This window comes from Prauserella shujinwangii, from assembly GCF_003001955.1.
GTDB lineage: Bacteria > Actinomycetota > Actinomycetes > Mycobacteriales > Pseudonocardiaceae > Qaidamihabitans > Qaidamihabitans shujinwangii.
Genome location: NZ_PVNH01000005.1, coordinates 349,479 through 364,147, shown reverse-complemented (window position 1 = coordinate 364,147; position 14,669 = coordinate 349,479). Strand labels below are relative to the sequence as shown.

The following is a 14,669-nucleotide window of genomic DNA, read 5'->3' as shown; positions in this document are numbered from 1 at the left end:
ATGCCCGCGTCCGGACAACTCGTCGCCGAGCGATACCGGCTGACTCGCCGCATCGCGGTCGGCGGGATGGGCGAGGTGTGGGAAGCGAACGACACCCGTCTCGACCGGACTGTCGCCGTGAAGATCCTCAAGGCCGAGCTGTCCGGTGCCGCCGAGTTCCTGCACCGCTTCCGCACCGAGGCGCGGACCACCGCGTCACTCAACCATCCGGGAATCGCGGCGGTGCACGACTACGGCGAGACCGACGCGGGCGAGGACTCGATCGCCTTCCTGGTCATGGAGCTGGTCGAGGGCGAGCCACTCGCCGCCATCCTCGCGCGGGAGGGCCGCATCTCCGCCGAGCGGACGCTGGACATCCTGGAGCAGGCGGGCCGGGCGCTGCAGGCCGCGCACGAGCGCGGCCTGGTGCACCGGGACGTCAAACCCGGCAACATCCTGGTGAGCGGCACCGGCATGGTGAAGCTCACCGACTTCGGGATCGCGAAGGCCGCCGACGCCGCGCCGGTGACCCGCTCGGGGATGGTGATGGGCACCGCCCACTACATCGCCCCCGAGCAGGCTCTCGGCCACGACGCCGAGCCGGCGAGCGACGTCTACTCGCTGGCCGTGTGCGGTTACGAGTGCCTCGCGGGGCGTAGGCCGTTCCTCTCCGAGAACGCCGTCACGGTCGCGATGATGCACATCAGGGACGTGCCACCGCCGCTGCCGCCGGACGTGCCGCCGGGTGCGCGGGCGGTGATCGAGGCCACCCTGGTCAAGGACCCCCGGCAGCGCTACGCGGGCGGAGGGGAGTTCGCGGCCGCCGTGGCCGCGGTGCGCGCAGGCCGCCCGCTGCCCGCACCGGCGGGCCTGGTCAGCGCGGGTTACCTGCCGAATCCCGGGGTTCCGGCAGGTCCCATGGCACCGGTCGGACCCACCTCCCACCCCACCATGGCTCCCGTACCGGGTCCACACACGGGGGCCATGGCACCTCAGGTGCCGGTACAACGACGGCGCAACACCGCGTTGTGGATACTTCTCACGCTGGTCTTCGTTGCGCTGGTCGCGGCCGCGGTGCTGGTCCCGGTGCTGCTGCGGGCGACCGGTGAGCGAGCGCCCGGCCCGATCGACGTGCGCCCGTCGGATGGTTACGAGAACGAATCCGGCGGGGTTCCGGACAACTGGTGGACGACCCCCGAACGTCCATCCGAGGGAGACAGCGCGTTGGAGATGACACAGACGGAATGGAACGGCACCAGGCAATGAGCGCACCCCGACTGCTCTCGAACCGCTACGAGCTGGGCGACACGCTCGGCTACGGCGGTATGTCCGAGGTCCACCACGGTCACGACGTCCGGCTCGGCCGCGAGGTCGCCGTGAAGATCCTGCGTGCCGACCTCGCGCGCGACCCCCAGTTCCAGGAGCGCTTCCGGCGGGAGGCACAGAACGCGGCCGCGCTCAACCACCCGGCCATCGTCGCGGTGTACGACACGGGCGAGGCGAACACCGAGTACGGGCCGCTGCCCTACATCGTGATGGAGTTCGTCGAGGGCCGGACGCTGCGGGACATCGTCAAGACCGAGGGTCCGATGTCGCAGAAGCGCGCCATGGAGGTCATGGCCGATGTGTGCGCCGCGCTCGACTTCTCCCACCGGCACGGGATCGTGCACCGGGACGTGAAGCCGGCCAACATCATGATCACCCGCAACGGCGCGGTGAAGGTGATGGACTTCGGCATCGCCCGCGCCGTGCACGACGGCCAGGCGGCCATGACGCAGACCGCCGCCGTCATCGGCACCGCGCAGTACCTGTCGCCGGAGCAGGCGCGCGGTGAGCAGGTGGACGCGCGCAGTGACGTCTACGCGGCCGGCTGCGTGCTCTACGAGCTGGTCACCGGGGAGCCGCCGTTCACGGGTGACTCACCCGTCGCGGTGGCCTACCAGCACGTCCGGGAGGACCCGCGGCCGCCGTCGGCGGTGAACCCGGCCGTGTCGCCCGAGCTGGACGCGGTGGTGCTCAAGGCGCTCGCCAAGGGCGCGCCGAACCGGTACCAGTCCGCCGCCGAGATGCGGTCGGACCTCGTGCGCACGCTGTCCGGCCAGCGGCCGTCGGCGCCGATGGTGATGTCGGACGAGGAACGCACGCAGGTGCTCGGCGCCGGCCAGCCCACCACCGCCTACGCGGCCGATCCCGACGAGTACGGCTACGACGACGAGGAGGACGCCAGGCGGCGACGGCGCAAGCGTGCCCTCCTGCTGGCGCTGCTGCTGGCACTGCTGGCTGGCGCGGTGCTGTTCGTCCTGTGGATCTCGGGTGCCTTTCGCAGCGATCCGGAGCTCATCGCGGTGCCCGACGTCACCGACGTCACCTACCAGCAGGCCGAGCAAACACTGCGGCAGGAGGGCTTCAGCAACTTCCGGCGGGAGGACATCGTGTGCAGCCCGCAGGGCGGCGGCGAGGACGCGTCCTGCACCAGCGAGCAGATCGGCAGGGTGATCAGCACCGACCCCGGCGCGGGGCAGCGGATCGAACCCACCAGCCAGATCGTGCTCCAGGTGGGCACGGCGCCGGCCAAGGTCAAGGTGCCTGACCTGTCGGGCATGTCCCGCGAGGACGCGGAGGCGGCGCTCCAGCAGGCGAATCTCGTGCTCGACCAGACGGTCGAGGAGGCCGAGGTCAACGACGAGAACCTGTACGGCAAGGTCATCGAGCAGGATCCGAAGGCCAGGACCGAGGTCGAGGAGGGCAGCTCGGTCCGGATCACCATCGGCACGCAGCCCGACCTGGTCGAGGTGCAGAACTTCACCGGCAAGTCGTTCGAGGAGGCGAAGGCCGCCCTGGAGGACGCCGGGCTGACCGTGGTGCGCAACGACGTCGACTCCGACGCGCCCGAGGGTCAGGTCGTGGGCCAGGAACCCAACGGCGGCCAGGTCGAGGTGGGCACGGAGGTGCGCCTCGACGTCTCCAACGGCTCGCAGCAGCAGATCCAGCTGCCCGACCTGCGCAACATGACGGAGGACCAGGCGCTCGCCGAACTGCGGAACGCGGGCTGGGAGGGCTCCGTGAACCGGCAAACGGAGGAGGTCAACGACGAGGAGCTCGTCGGCCGGGTGACCAACACCGACCCGGCTCCGGGCAGCACGATCACGAAGACCCAGCAGATCACGCTGTTCATCGGGGCGGACGACGAGGGCTCGACGGAGACGTCGTCGAGTGAGCCGGGCCTGCCGGGCATCGGCAACGGCTAACCAGGCTCGTGAGTGAAGAACGTGGTGAGAACGACGTTCTTCACTCACGAGCCCGCGCGGCTGGTCACACGGCGGCGGCTGCCTGCTGGAGCGACCGGGTCGCCTGCTCCAGGTCCCGCACGGTCCGCTCGGGCACCGGGTGGCCGGCCGAGGCCATCCAGTTGGCCAGCATCCGGTGGCCGCTCTCGGTGAGCACGGACTCCGGGTGGAACTGGACGCCCTCGATCGGCAGCTCCCGGTGCCGCATGCCCATCACCACACCGGACTCGGTGCGGGCGGTCACCTGGAACTCCGCGGGGATCGTGTCCGCGAGCACCGTCAGCGAGTGGTAGCGCGTGGCGGTGAACGGGTTCGGCAGCCCCGCCAGCACGCCGGCGCCCTCGTGGTGCACCTGGCTGGTCTTGCCGTGCAGCAGCTCGTGTGCCCGGTCCACGGTCGCGCCCCACGCGACGCCGATGGCCTGGTGCCCGAGGCAGACGCCGAGCATCGGCACGGAGTCGGCGGCACAGCGGCGCACGACGTCGATGCTCTGCCCGGCGCGCTCGGGCGTGCCGGGGCCGGGCGAGACGAGGACGCCGTCGAACGAGGCGATGTCGTCGAGCGCCACGACGTCGTTGCGCCACACCGTGCAGTCGGCGCCCAGCTGCGCCAGGTACTGCACCAGGTTGTAGACGAAGCTGTCGTAGTTGTCGACGACGAGTACGCGCATACCGGACAGCCTAGCGGCGGTCAGCTGGGGTTGACCGCCACGTCGTTGAACGGCAGCAGCGGTTCCGCCCAGGGGAAGACCACGAACATCAGCAGCGCGACCGCCCCGGCGACGAGCAGCGCGGCCAGGGCCACCCGGACCGCGAGCGGACCGGGCAGGTGCCGCCAGATCCAGCCGTACATCACGCCTCCCCGATCTCGCGCAGCAGATCGTCGTACCCGGTACCCGGCTGCTTCTGGTACTCGTTCGTCAGCACGGAGTGGATGATGAGCCGCTGCCGGTCCGAGAACTGCGGGTGACACGTCGTGAGCGTCATCAGCGACGCCTGCGAGGCGGGTGGCAGGACGTTCGACGGCTGGTACGGCACGGGCGCCACGGCGTCACCACGCTGCGGCAGCACGATGACCCGCCCGAACGTCTGGTCGTAGGCCCCCTGCTCGTCCTGCAGCGGAGCGACGTTGGCACACGCCGGGTCGCTCGCCTTCCGCTGGGCCCAGTTCGCGACCTCGTCCTTCATCGGCAGCACCCGGTAGACGAAGAAGCTCCGCGCCGTCTCGACGACGATCGCGTCGCACGAGTTCAGCAGGTCCAGGTCGTTGAACGGGGCACCCTTGCCGACCCGGTGGCCCGCGACGCCGAAGTTGCCGGGCTCGCCGGGCATCGCCGTGTCGACATAGTGCCCCGGGCCGATCTCCAGGGTCGGGCCGTCGGTGCCCTCCTGGATCGTGAAGCCCCAGTCGGCGCCGAACGACGGGATGTAGATCCGGGCGAAGGCCTCGCCCTCGAGCGGCTCCGCACGCAGCTCCCGCTCCTGCGACCAGCGCTCGTCCAGGTCGGCGCTGGCCTCCCGCTGCAGCTGGGCGGACATCAGGTTGGTCACGTACAGCTCGTAGACCACGAAGAGCAGCACCACCAGACCCATGGTGATCAGCAGTTCACCCACCGTGCGCACCACGATCCTGCCCCGGCCGCCGCCGGAACGCGGGCTCTCCGGGTTCTCCGGCGGCGCCGCGGGCGGGTCCTCGGGAGGCTCGGGCGGCGGCACCCGGATCGGACGGGTCTCCTCCTCGCGCGACTGGCGTGGCTCCTGCCGCGGGTGGTGCCGGGGCGGCCCGGCCGGACGCCTCGGCGGTGCGGCCTCCCGCCGTTCTGTCCTCCGGGGAGGCTGACCCGTGGGTCTGCCCTGCCTGCCGTCCGGTCTGCGCGCCAAGCCGGGGACAGGGATCTCCCGGGTCTCCGGCTCCTCGTACCTCGACACGCGAGCTCCTCTCGGGCACGGTGGCGTGCCCGCCCTCACCATCCAAAGCCTGTGCGGCGCCTGCTCCCCGGTTCTAGCACCCGCTCGGTTACGTTAACGTGTTCACTAGGCGGCGGTTGCGCACCGCCGCGGATCTGCCCGACAGCACACGAGGACTCCGATGCCCAAGTCCAAGGTCCGTAAGAAGACGGCGTACACCCCGCCGGCCGATCGCCGCACTCCGGTCAAGGTACGCGCGGCGGGCCCGTCGCACCCGATCTACAAGGGTGTGATGTTCGGGCTGATGCTGCTCGGCCTGGTATGGCTCGTGGTGAACTACCTCGCCGGCGACAAGATCCCCTTCATGCTGGAGCTCGGCAACTGGAACTTCGCGATCGGATTCGCGTTGATGATCGCCGGTCTGCTCATGACCATGCGCTGGCGATGACCATGGCCGGCACTGCGGATTGACCCGAATGGCGTACCGAATTACAACAGTGTCACTAATCCCCACTGTGGACAACGTCTGTGGATAACCCCCGCTGGGCTCCGCACCCCGGTGTGGTAGGGGTGGCATGGCTGCTGGGTCTCGCCGCCCTCGCCGGGGCGTTGTTCACCGGCCTCGTGGGCGACCGGCCCGGCGCGTTGCTCTTCGGGGTCGGTGCGGTCGCCGCCCTCGCGGCGGCCGCCCACGGCACGCTGGTCCGGCCCCGGCTCACCGCCGACGCGGAGGGCCTGCACGTCCGCACGCTCGGTCGCTCGCACCGGCTCGGCTGGGCCGAGGTCCGGCTGGAGCTGGCGACCACACGGCGCTTCGGCCGGGACGTCACCGTGCTCGAGGTGGAGGGAGCGGACCTGGTGGTGCTCGGCAGGCTCGAGCTCGGCGCGGATCCCAGGGACGTCTACGACCACCTGATGCGGTTGCGCACCGGCTAGCAGCTGATGCCGGCCGCACCGCAGATCGCGGCGGTCAACTGGGCGTCCCGGTAGAGCACGAGCCCGGCCAGCGCCACCGTGACCAGCACCGCGGCACCCACCTGGTAGGTGGTGCGGCGCTTCTCCGGGGCGTACACCATGGCGACCATCACGAGGACACCCGCGACGAACCCGCCGAGGTGCCCCAGCAGCGAGATGCCGGGGATGGTCACCGTGATGATGATGTTCAGCACGATGATGCCGATGGCGCCGGTCGGGTTGAGCCGCAGCCGCAGCACCGCGATGAGGATCGCCGCGAGCAACCCGTAGATCGCACCGGACGCGCCCGCGGTACCCGTCCGCACGTCGCCGAACGCGAACACCAGCGCCGCCCCGCCGAACAGCGAGACGAGGTACAGCGCCAGGAAGCGCGCCTTGCCCAGCAACAGTTCGAGGTCCCGGCCGAGGATCCACAGCGCCAGCATGTTCATACCGAGATGGATCAGGCCGTAGTGCAGGAACCCCGAGGTGAACAGCCGCCACCACTCGTCCTGCAGCACGATGCCCGCCGGCCACAGCACCCAGTCGTTGAACAGACCCGAGGTCTGGTTCTGCATCGGGTCCATCGCCTGCACGGCCGTGACCACGTAGACGAGCACGTTCAGCGCGATGAGGGCGGGTACGACGGTGAGCCGTTGCGACACCCGCGCGCCGGCCACCGTGCGCGAGCCGTACCCGGCCTTGCGGTACCGGGCGGCGTGTGCCCGCTGCTGCTGCCGCGCCGACTGCACGCAGTCGATGCACTGGTGGCCGACGGAAGCCTCGCGCAGGCAATCCGGGCAGGCCGGCCGCTCGCAACGCGTGCAGCGCAGGCCGGTCTGCCGGTCGGGGTGCCACCAGCACCCGGGCAGTGCCTCCTGCTGCGGCTGCTGCCCGTACTGCGGCGGATAAGGCGGTTGGTTCACGATGCTTCCAACGTACCCGCCCGCGTGAACCGGGTCAGGAACGCTCGATCTCGACCCGCTCGATGACGACGTCCTCGAGCGGCTTGTCCGCCGGACCGGTCGCGGTGCGCGCGATCGTGTCGACGACCTCGCGCGACTCCTGGTCGGCGACCTCACCGAAGATCGTGTGCTTGAAGTTGAGGTGCGTGGTCGGCGCGACGGTGATGAAGAACTGCGAGCCGTTGGTGCCGGGCCCCGCGTTCGCCATCGCCAGCAGGTAGGGGCGGTTGAACTGCAGCTCCGGGTGGAACTCGTCGCCGAACCGGTAACCCGGCCCGCCGCGGCCGGTGCCGGTCGGGTCGCCGCCCTGGATCATGAAGCCGTCGATCACGCGGTGGAAGATCGACCCGTCGAAGAACGGACCCGACTTCTCGCCCCTGGCGTTCGGCTGCGTGTACTCCTTGGTGCCCTCGGCGAGGCCCACGAAGTTCGCGACCGTCTTCGGTGCGTGGTCCGCGAAAAGATTGAGGTGAATGTCCCCACGGTTGGTGTGCAGGGTGGCCTTCACAGTGCCACTGATGGGGGATCCGCTGCTCTCAGTCACGCAGCTCATCGTGCCATCCGCAGCGAGATCGCCCGGAAAGGGGCAGGATAGGGGTGGCGTACAAGTTGCAGCCGACCGTTATCGATCATGATTGACGAGGTGAAGGCCATGACTCGGGCCGCGGACAAGGCGGGTGAGTCGAACCGCGCCGGCTCGCTCACCCTGCGCCAACGGGCTCTGGAGATGAGCAAGGCGGGAGCCGAGGCGGCCGCACACGCCGCGCAGGTCGCCGAGCACCGGTTCGCCGAGGGCACGGAGGAGGCGCGGAAGGAGTTCGCGAAGAACTCCCGCAAGGCGCGCAAGGAGCTGGCCCAGCGCGCGAAGGTGGCCCGCAAGGAGCTCGCGAAGAACGCCAAGCAGGCGCGCAAGGTCGCCGACGAGCGCCGCGAGGAGCTGCGGGAGCCGACCCGGAAGGCGCGCAAGGCGGCCATCAAGGCCGCGAAGTCGGCCGGGCAGTCGAAGCGGCGGGCCAAGAAGGAGTTCAAGGCCGCCAAGAAGGAGTTCCGCGCCGCGATGGCGGAGGCGAGGATCGCCGCCAAGGGCGAGCACAAGGCCAAGCGGCGCAAGTGGCCGTGGCTGCTCGGGCTCGGCGCGGTGCTCGCGGGCATCGCCTACGCGAGCAGGCCCAAGGCCGAGCCGCCGATCGCGCCCGCGCCGCCGCGGAGCACCGACGGCCAGTCGACGGGCTCGGCACAGAGCAGGCCTGCCGCCACGGCTTCCGCCGGTTCTTCGGGCTCTTCGGGCTCGGCGTCGGCGAAGCAGACGGAGGAGAAGGCCGACAAGCCGGGTTCCGCCAAGCAGGGCTCCTCGGCACAGACGAACGGACAGCAGTCGGCGGCCAAGCAGCAGCAGAAGAAGAGCTGACAGCCGCCGGCCGCAGAGGCAGTGAAGGCCACCTTCAGTGCGTTCAACGCACTGAAGGTGGCCTTCACTGCTGAGGGGAGTGCGCGATCAGGCGGAGGCGGCGTGCTTGTCGATCAGCTTGCCGAGCCGGGGCAGCGCCTCCTCGACGTTCTCCTTACCCTTCGGGCGGAGCTTGCTGTAGACCTTCTTGATGCTGTCGCGGCTGCTCTTCTCCGCGCGGGCGTCGGTCACCGACAGCAGCGCGTCCGAGGCCTCGTCGGCACGGGTGGGCAGGTAGGAACCGAAGTCGGCCGAGCCGCTGGCCTTGAAGTCGGCGTAGATCGGCTCGAGCGCGGCGGCGAAGTCGTCGAGCAGGCTGTCGACGGCGGAGCCGATGATGCCCGGCTTGATCTTCTTGACCGCGGAGTAACCGGTCTTGATGACGGTGCCGGAGACGCCGCTCTTCCCGTCGACTTCCTCGTCGATCAGGGTCTGCAGGTCGGTCACGACGGCCGGGCGCCGGCTGGAGTCGAGCAGGATTTCCTTGAGGGTGTCAGCCACGGGTTCCAATCCTTCGTGTCACTTCGAGATCAACGGTGCTGGTTCGCAGGGGGTCGTTCGCTACTCCGGCACACCACTGATCGGGTTACACCGGAAGCGCGCCGGTTCCTCGGTGCCTGCGCGTGCGGGCCAGCGTAATACAAGATCAACTTGGCCTGCACGCAGTGGCATCCTGCCGTCACGCTCAGATCCCGAGCGCCGAAATCGCCTCTTCGGCGACCGTCCGCGCCTTCACGCTCTGTTGCTGGTTGGTCGTCACGATGACGGCGTTGCCGTCCTTGGCGACCGCGTACACGGCACCCTTGTCGGTCGACTCGTAGCCGCCCTCCCAGCCAGGAGGCTGCGATGTCGGGTTGGACGTGTCGACCGGCGCCGCCTGGTCGACGAGCGCGGTGGCCACCTCCGGCTCCCCCGTGTAGACACGCACGGTGAGCTGGATGTCGCCGTCTGGCCGGTAGAAGAAGCACGTCGGGTGCGGCTGGTCGGCCGAGACCCGCACTTCGCCGACCCGCTGCCCGTTGGCGTCGGCGACGAAGTCGGTGCCGAGGTACGGGCACGGCTCCGCCGCCGCGGGTTCCGGTGCGGGCGGCAGGCTCGGTGCCGCGTCGGAGGTGGCCGCCGGAGCGGAGGACGTGGCCGGTGCGGGGTCTTCGGTTCCGGAGCAGCCCGCGAACAGGACGGAGGCGGCCGCACCGAGGAGAACGAGTCGTCGCATAAGTCGCAGAGTGAACCAGACCCGCCGGACGGCTCGCCGCCGGTACGGTCGGCTGGCATGAGCGCACTTCGCGGCTGGCCGTCCTTTCCCGCCGAACTGCCGGATTTCGACCCGGACCACGCACCCGCGCTGCCGCACGAGCTGTTCGCGGAATGGCTGCACGACGCCGGCGCCGGAGGCTTCGCCCCGCACGCGATGACGTTGTCCACAGTGGACGAGAACGGGGACCCGGACGCGCGGGTGCTGATCCTCAAGGACGTCGACTCCGCGGGCTGGTACTTCGCGACCAGCGCGCTGAGCCCGAAGGCGCGGCAGCTCGCCGGGCGGCCCCGGGCGGCGCTGACGTTCTTCTGGCCGCACCGGGCCCGCCAGGTCCGCGTACGGGGTGCGGTCGGCCCGCTCGACGCCGCGGCCTCGGCGGCCGACTTCCGCGAGCGGCCGTTCGCGTCCAGGGTGGAGGCCTTCGTCGGGGGCCAGTCGGAGGTACTGGCGAGCGACAACGAGCTGGCCGAGGACGTCGACCGCGCGGAGCGGGCACTCGCCGCCGACCCCGGCCTGGTGCCCGGGGACTGGACGCGGTACCGGCTGACCCCGGAGGCCGTGGAGTTCTGGCAGGGCAGGCACGACCGCAGGCACGTCCGCCTGCGCTACACCGCGCGGGACGGCGGCTGGCACCGGGAACGACTCCGCCCCTGACCCGGCGAACACAACACATCTTCGGTAACATGTAGTATCTCTGCTATCAACTGCTGGGGACGTCGGATAGCGGAGGGTGGTACATGTCCGTGAGTGAGTTGGGGACGCCCCGCACGGGCTCGCGCCCGCACCAGGACGTCACGATCGAAGTCCGCGGGCTCCGGATGCGGTACGGGCCGGTGGACGTGCTGAACGGGGTCGAGTTCCGGGCGTACCGCGGTGAGGTGGTCGCGCTGCTCGGGCCGAACGGGGCGGGCAAGACGACCACCATCGAGATCCTCGAAGGTTTCCGCATCCGGTCGGCGGGCGAAGTGCGGGTGCTCGGGGTGGACCCGGCGCGCGGCGGCGAGTCCTGGCGCGCCCGGCTCGGCGTGGTACTGCAGTCCTGGCGGGACCACGGCAAGTGGCAGGTGCGGGAACTGCTGCGTCACCTCGGCAGCTTCTACGCGCCGTACTCCACGGCGGAGCGCGGGCGGCCGTGGGACACCGACGAGCTCATCGCGGCCGTCGGGCTCACCGAGCACGCGGACAAGCGGGTCAGCAGGCTGTCCGGGGGCCAGCGGCGGCGGCTGGACGTGGCGGTCGGGATCGTCGGCAAACCGGAGGTGCTGTTCCTCGACGAACCCACCGCGGGCTTCGACCCGCACTCGCGCAGGGACTTCCACGACCTCGTGCACCGGCTGGCCGACCTCGACGACACCACGATCCTGCTGACCACGCACGACCTGGACGAGGCCGACAAGCTGGCCGACCGCATCCTGGTCCTCGCGGGCGGCTCGATCATCGCCGACGACTCCCCCGACGCGCTGGCACGGCGCATGTCGACGGGCGCCGAGGTGCGGTGGACCCGGGACGGCGAGCGGTTCGTCCACTCCACCACCGACGCGACCGCGTTCGTGCGCGGGCTGTTCGCCGAGCACGGTGACACCGTCGCCGACCTGGAGGTGCGGCGGGCGTCGCTGGAGGACACCTACCTCGCACTGGTGCACGAGTTCGAGTCCGGCCACGGCGACGCCGTGATCCGTTCCTTCGAGGAGGCCGCCCGATGAACCCGACGTGGAACGCGATCCGCTCCGGCCTGGAGCGCGGGGTGATCGAGCTGCGGCAGACGTTCACCACCGCACAGGACCTGTGGGGTTACCTGTTCCCCGCCGTCGTGCTGCTGGTGGTGATGACGGTCATGCGGGACAGCGAGGTGCCGGGCACGGGCTTCTCGCTCGGCGCGATGGCGCTGCCGAGTGTGCTGGGCATGAACGTGGCCTACGGCGGGCTCGTCAACATCGCGCAGCACCTCGCGGTGGAACGCGAGGACGGCACGCTGCTGCGGGCGAAGGCGGTGCCCGGCGGCATGCTGGGCTACCTCGTCGGCAAGATCGTCGGGATCGCCGGAGCGGTGCTCGTGAGCCTCGTGCTCGTGCTCGTTCCGGGCATGTTCCTGTTCGACGGGCTTGCCCTCACGGGAGTGGGGACGTGGCTCGGCCTGCTCGGCGTCGTCGCTCTCGGGCTGGTGGCCACGATGCCGATCGGAGCGGCGCTCGGCTCGCTCTTCCCGAACGCGCGCAGCATCGGGCTGCTGTTTCTGCCGATCATCGGCCTGATCGCGATCTCGGGCATCTTCTACCCGGTCACGAGCTATCCCGAGTGGATCCAGTGGATCGCGCAGGCGTTCCCGATCTACTGGCTCGGCCTCGGCATGCGCTCGGCACTGCTGCCGGAGGCGCTCGTCGCCGCCGAGATCGGCGAGTCGTGGCGGCACCTCGAGACGCTCGCCGCGCTGGGCGCCTGGGCCGTGGTAGGACTGGCCGTCGCCCCGATCGTGCTGCGTCGCATGGCGCGGAGGGAGTCCGGATCCAGCGTGGCCGCGCGCCGCGAGAAGGCACTGCAGAGGGTCGCCTGATGAGCGAAACGATCTTCAACCGGATCGCCGTGCTGCGCGCGGAGCGGGGGATCTCCCGCCGGGAACTCGCGGAGGCGCTCGGGGTGCACTACCAGACGGTGGGGTACCTCGAGCGCGGCGAGTACAGCCCCAGCCTGCACCTCGCGCTGCGCATGGCGGAGTACTTCGAGGTGCCGGTGGAGGTGCTGTTCTCGATCCGGCCGTTCCCCCGGATCGGAGCCGAACGCACGGCGTGAGAGCCGGGCTGACGAGGTCCGTCACGTAGACTCTCTCGCCGCACGGCCGCGAGGAGGTGCCGGACGTATCGCCGCCACGACCGAACTCGTGCCGCAGCCGAGTGCTGCCGCGCAACCCCACACCCGCGCCGACCGCCCCTGGCGGTTCGTCGGGCGGCTCGCCGCTGCCGTCACCGTCGCCGCGCTGACCAGCGCGGTCACCCAGTGGGTCGTCTCCCGACTGCCGATCCCCCACGCCACCGCGGTCCCGGCCGCGCTCGTCAACATCGGCGGCGCGGTACTCGTGATCGGCACGATCACCGTGGCGCTGCGGTACGGGACCGCGCACCGGCCGTGGCCGCGCTGGGCGGATCCGGCGACCTGGGCCGGCGTCTCGGGGCTGACCACGGCCATGATCGCCCTGCCACTGCACGGGACCCACTTCTTCCTCGGCGGCGCCGAGGTCGACCAGCAGTTCCGCCTGCAGTACCTGACGCGGCTCGCGGCGTCACCGGTGCCCGAGGACATGAACTACGCCGACCTGCCGCCGTACTACCCGGCGGGCTGGTTCTGGTTCGGCGCCCGCGCCGCGGACCTGTTCGGCATCCCGGCTTGGCAGGCCTACAAGCCCTACTCCATCGTCACCATGGCGGTCACGGCGACGGTGGTGGCGGTCCTGTGGGGCACGATCGTGCGGCCGCGGCTGGCCGTCCTGATCGCGCTCGCCGTGGCGCTGACCGGGCTGCGCATGCCGGACACGGACGTCGGCGCGGGAGAACCGTACTGCTGGCTGCTCGCCGCGATGATGCCGCCCGTGCTGGTCCACGGCTGGCAGGCACTGCGGGCACGGGGACGGGTTCCCCACGGCAGGCTGATCGGCGTCGGGTTGTTCCTCGGTCTCAGCGGTGCCGTGTACACCCTGTACTTCGGCTTCGTCGCCTTCGTCCTGGTCGGCATGGGACTGCTGACCGTGTTCCTCGCTAGGCACACGGGGGAGCCGATCGCGGCGGCCGTCAGCCGGACCGTCGGCAGGCTGGCCATCGTCAACCTCGCGATGCTGCCGCCGGCGCTCCTGGTCTGGGCGCCCTATCTCGTCTCCGCGGCCGCGGAGGGCTTCCCCGCGCAGGCCGCGCCGCGCTACCTCCACTTCGCACAGGCGAAGCTGCCGTACCCGATGGTGGAGTTCTCGGTCCTCGGCGTCCTGTCGCTGATCGGCACGTGCTGGCTGGTCCTGCGGGCCCGGCACAGCCGGATCGCGCAGGCACTCGCGATCGCCACCATCGCGGTGTACGTCTGGTACGGGCTGTCGACCGCCGCACTGGCGTTCGGGACGACATTGCTGGCGTTCCGGTTCGAGCCCGCGCTGCGCGTCGTGCTCGTCTGCGCGGGCGTGCTGGCGGTCGCCGAGGGTGCGGGCCGCCTGGCCCGCGCCGGAGTGTCCACCCGCCTGCGCGCCGGTGTCCCGGTCCTGGTCACGGTCGGCGTCCTCGCCGCCGCGCACGTCGTCCAGAACACGCCCACGACCTGGGAGCGGTCCGTCGACGTGGCCTACGAGTCGTACTACCCGGACGGCCACACGGCCACCGGGACGCGCGACCCCGGGCAGGATGCCGCCTGGAATGGCGCGATCATCAGCGGTATCCAGGAGCTGAGCGGGAAGAGGCCGAGTGACCTGGTGGTGCTCACGACGAATCACAACCTGCTCAGCTTCGCCCCGTTCCACGGTTTCCAGCAGGTGACCCCGCACTACGCGAACCCGCTCGCGGACTTCGACGCCCGGCGCGCGGAGATCGAACGGTGGACGCGGGCGACACGGCCCGCCGACCTGCTCCGGCAGCTCGACACGAGCCCGTGGCGGGCACCGTCCGTCTTCGTCCTCCGCCGCGGCGACGACGACCTCCAGCTCCGCCTGCACCGCGACGCCTTTCCCCGGGCACACAACGTCGAGCGCTACACCGTCACGTTTCCTGAGCGCCTGTTCGACTCGCCCGAGTTCATCCGGCGGGATATCGGGCCGTTCACGGTGATCGTCCGCAGGCAAACCGCGTAGGGTCGGCGGTGCTCCGGAGGCTCACCGAGCGTCGATGTTCCGTGCTACCGGCTGCC

17 protein-coding genes are annotated in these 14,669 nt (G+C 70.6%); 10 read left to right on the top strand and 7 right to left on the bottom strand.

Annotation, left to right across the window (positions count from 1 at the left end):
• Both B0I33_RS14465 and pknB read left to right on the top strand, forming a co-directional pair.
• Positions 1-1,245 carry a serine/threonine-protein kinase gene (locus tag B0I33_RS14465; protein ID WP_106179268.1) on the top strand — a complete coding sequence of 415 codons (1,245 nt, stop codon included), beginning with the start codon at positions 1-3 and terminating at the stop codon, positions 1,243-1,245.
• Entirely contained in the window at positions 1,242-3,227 is a 1,986-nt protein-coding gene (pknB, locus tag B0I33_RS14460) for a Stk1 family PASTA domain-containing Ser/Thr kinase (RefSeq protein ID WP_106179267.1), read from the top strand. Before B0I33_RS14465 ends, pknB begins: the two co-directional genes overlap by 4 nt.
• Positions 3,228-3,291: 64 nt before the next feature.
• Here the strand turns inward: pknB and B0I33_RS14455 are convergent, their stop codons facing one another.
• From B0I33_RS14455 to B0I33_RS14450, 3 genes are read right to left on the bottom strand one after another with little or no spacing between them, the layout of a single operon-like run.
• Positions 3,292-3,936, bottom strand: a complete 645-nt coding sequence (locus B0I33_RS14455; protein ID WP_106179266.1) for an aminodeoxychorismate/anthranilate synthase component II — start codon at positions 3,934-3,936, stop codon at positions 3,292-3,294.
• A gap of 20 nt (positions 3,937-3,956) precedes the next feature.
• On the bottom strand, positions 3,957-4,118 hold the full coding sequence (locus tag B0I33_RS29960; protein WP_181193290.1) for a hypothetical protein: 162 nt from the start codon (positions 4,116-4,118) through the stop codon (positions 3,957-3,959).
• Positions 4,118-5,194, bottom strand: a complete 1,077-nt coding sequence (locus tag B0I33_RS14450; RefSeq protein WP_245900679.1) for a class E sortase — start codon at positions 5,192-5,194, stop codon at positions 4,118-4,120. The genes B0I33_RS29960 and B0I33_RS14450 overlap by 1 nt, the downstream gene beginning before the upstream one ends.
• A 160-nt stretch (positions 5,195-5,354) precedes the next feature.
• Here B0I33_RS14450 and crgA point away from each other — a divergent pair, with 160 nt between their 5' ends.
• Both crgA and B0I33_RS14440 read left to right on the top strand, forming a co-directional pair.
• Positions 5,355-5,621 (top strand): cell division protein CrgA, encoded by a 267-nt coding sequence (gene crgA, locus B0I33_RS14445; protein ID WP_106179264.1) that lies wholly within the window; start codon positions 5,355-5,357, stop codon positions 5,619-5,621.
• A 122-nt stretch (positions 5,622-5,743) separates the two neighbouring features.
• The gene (locus B0I33_RS14440; RefSeq protein WP_181193289.1) at positions 5,744-6,109 is read left to right on the top strand and encodes a PH domain-containing protein; all 366 of its coding nucleotides are present in this window, start codon (positions 5,744-5,746) and stop codon (positions 6,107-6,109) included.
• On the opposite strand, the gene B0I33_RS14435 is transcribed toward B0I33_RS14440, so the two are convergent.
• Together B0I33_RS14435 and B0I33_RS14430 are read right to left on the bottom strand one after the other, a co-directional pair.
• A complete protein-coding gene (locus tag B0I33_RS14435; RefSeq protein ID WP_106179262.1) occupies positions 6,106-7,053 on the bottom strand; it encodes a rhomboid family intramembrane serine protease in 948 nt (315 codons plus the stop codon). The genes B0I33_RS14440 and B0I33_RS14435 overlap by 4 nt on opposite strands.
• 34 nt (positions 7,054-7,087) lie before the next feature.
• Complete coding sequence (locus tag B0I33_RS14430) at positions 7,088-7,645, bottom strand: peptidylprolyl isomerase (protein WP_106179261.1); 558 nt, start codon at positions 7,643-7,645, stop codon at positions 7,088-7,090.
• Positions 7,646-7,744: 99 nt separating this feature from the next.
• On the opposite strand from B0I33_RS14430, the gene B0I33_RS14425 reads away from it, so the two are divergent.
• The gene (locus B0I33_RS14425) at positions 7,745-8,500 is read left to right on the top strand and encodes a hypothetical protein (RefSeq protein WP_106179260.1); all 756 of its coding nucleotides are present in this window, start codon (positions 7,745-7,747) and stop codon (positions 8,498-8,500) included.
• A gap of 87 nt (positions 8,501-8,587) precedes the next feature.
• On the opposite strand, the gene B0I33_RS14420 is transcribed toward B0I33_RS14425, so the two are convergent.
• Positions 8,588-9,040, bottom strand: coding sequence for a DUF6918 family protein (locus tag B0I33_RS14420; RefSeq protein WP_106179259.1), 453 nt, complete (start codon positions 9,038-9,040; stop codon positions 8,588-8,590).
• A 184-nt stretch (positions 9,041-9,224) separates the two neighbouring features.
• Positions 9,225-9,755 carry a DUF2020 domain-containing protein gene (locus B0I33_RS14415; RefSeq protein WP_106179258.1) on the bottom strand — a complete coding sequence of 177 codons (531 nt, stop codon included), beginning with the start codon at positions 9,753-9,755 and terminating at the stop codon, positions 9,225-9,227.
• A 57-nt stretch (positions 9,756-9,812) separates the two neighbouring features.
• Between B0I33_RS14415 and B0I33_RS14410 the strand changes: the two genes are divergently transcribed.
• The 5 genes from B0I33_RS14410 to B0I33_RS14390 all read left to right on the top strand — a co-directional run bounded on the left by B0I33_RS14410 (position 9,813) and on the right by B0I33_RS14390 (position 14,613).
• Positions 9,813-10,451, top strand: a complete 639-nt coding sequence (locus tag B0I33_RS14410; RefSeq protein WP_106179257.1) for a pyridoxine/pyridoxamine 5'-phosphate oxidase — start codon at positions 9,813-9,815, stop codon at positions 10,449-10,451.
• 164 nt (positions 10,452-10,615) lie between these two features.
• Positions 10,616-11,500, top strand: a complete 885-nt coding sequence (locus B0I33_RS14405) for an ABC transporter ATP-binding protein (protein WP_219927193.1) — start codon at positions 10,616-10,618, stop codon at positions 11,498-11,500.
• Positions 11,497-12,348 (top strand): ABC transporter permease, encoded by an 852-nt coding sequence (locus B0I33_RS14400; protein ID WP_106179255.1) that lies wholly within the window; start codon positions 11,497-11,499, stop codon positions 12,346-12,348. The genes B0I33_RS14405 and B0I33_RS14400 overlap by 4 nt, the downstream gene beginning before the upstream one ends.
• Positions 12,348-12,584 (top strand): helix-turn-helix transcriptional regulator, encoded by a 237-nt coding sequence (locus B0I33_RS14395; protein WP_106179254.1) that lies wholly within the window; start codon positions 12,348-12,350, stop codon positions 12,582-12,584. The genes B0I33_RS14400 and B0I33_RS14395 overlap by 1 nt, the downstream gene beginning before the upstream one ends.
• Positions 12,585-12,672: 88 nt before the next feature.
• On the top strand, positions 12,673-14,613 hold the full coding sequence (locus B0I33_RS14390; protein WP_106179253.1) for an arabinofuranosyltransferase: 1,941 nt from the start codon (positions 12,673-12,675) through the stop codon (positions 14,611-14,613).
• The last annotated feature ends 56 nt before the right edge of the window (positions 14,614-14,669 follow it).

What these genes read in the sequence shown, in the direction of transcription:
- B0I33_RS14465 (WP_106179268.1), top strand. Translation starts at nt 1, where the DNA reads ATGCCCGCGTCCGGACAACTCGTCGCCGAGCGATACCGGCTGACTCGC.
- pknB (WP_106179267.1), top strand. Translation starts at nt 1,242, where the DNA reads ATGAGCGCACCCCGACTGCTCTCGAACCGCTACGAGCTGGGCGACACG.
- B0I33_RS14455 (WP_106179266.1), bottom strand. Translation starts at nt 3,936, where the DNA reads ATGCGCGTACTCGTCGTCGACAACTACGACAGCTTCGTCTACAACCTG.
- B0I33_RS29960 (WP_181193290.1), bottom strand. Translation starts at nt 4,118, where the DNA reads ATGTACGGCTGGATCTGGCGGCACCTGCCCGGTCCGCTCGCGGTCCGG.
- crgA (WP_106179264.1), top strand. Translation starts at nt 5,355, where the DNA reads ATGCCCAAGTCCAAGGTCCGTAAGAAGACGGCGTACACCCCGCCGGCC.
- B0I33_RS14430 (WP_106179261.1), bottom strand. Translation starts at nt 7,645, where the DNA reads ATGAGCTGCGTGACTGAGAGCAGCGGATCCCCCATCAGTGGCACTGTG.
- B0I33_RS14425 (WP_106179260.1), top strand. Translation starts at nt 7,745, where the DNA reads ATGACTCGGGCCGCGGACAAGGCGGGTGAGTCGAACCGCGCCGGCTCG.
- B0I33_RS14415 (WP_106179258.1), bottom strand. Translation starts at nt 9,755, where the DNA reads ATGCGACGACTCGTTCTCCTCGGTGCGGCCGCCTCCGTCCTGTTCGCG.
- B0I33_RS14410 (WP_106179257.1), top strand. Translation starts at nt 9,813, where the DNA reads ATGAGCGCACTTCGCGGCTGGCCGTCCTTTCCCGCCGAACTGCCGGAT.
- B0I33_RS14405 (WP_219927193.1), top strand. Translation starts at nt 10,616, where the DNA reads ATGCGGTACGGGCCGGTGGACGTGCTGAACGGGGTCGAGTTCCGGGCG.
- B0I33_RS14400 (WP_106179255.1), top strand. Translation starts at nt 11,497, where the DNA reads ATGAACCCGACGTGGAACGCGATCCGCTCCGGCCTGGAGCGCGGGGTG.
- B0I33_RS14395 (WP_106179254.1), top strand. Translation starts at nt 12,348, where the DNA reads ATGAGCGAAACGATCTTCAACCGGATCGCCGTGCTGCGCGCGGAGCGG.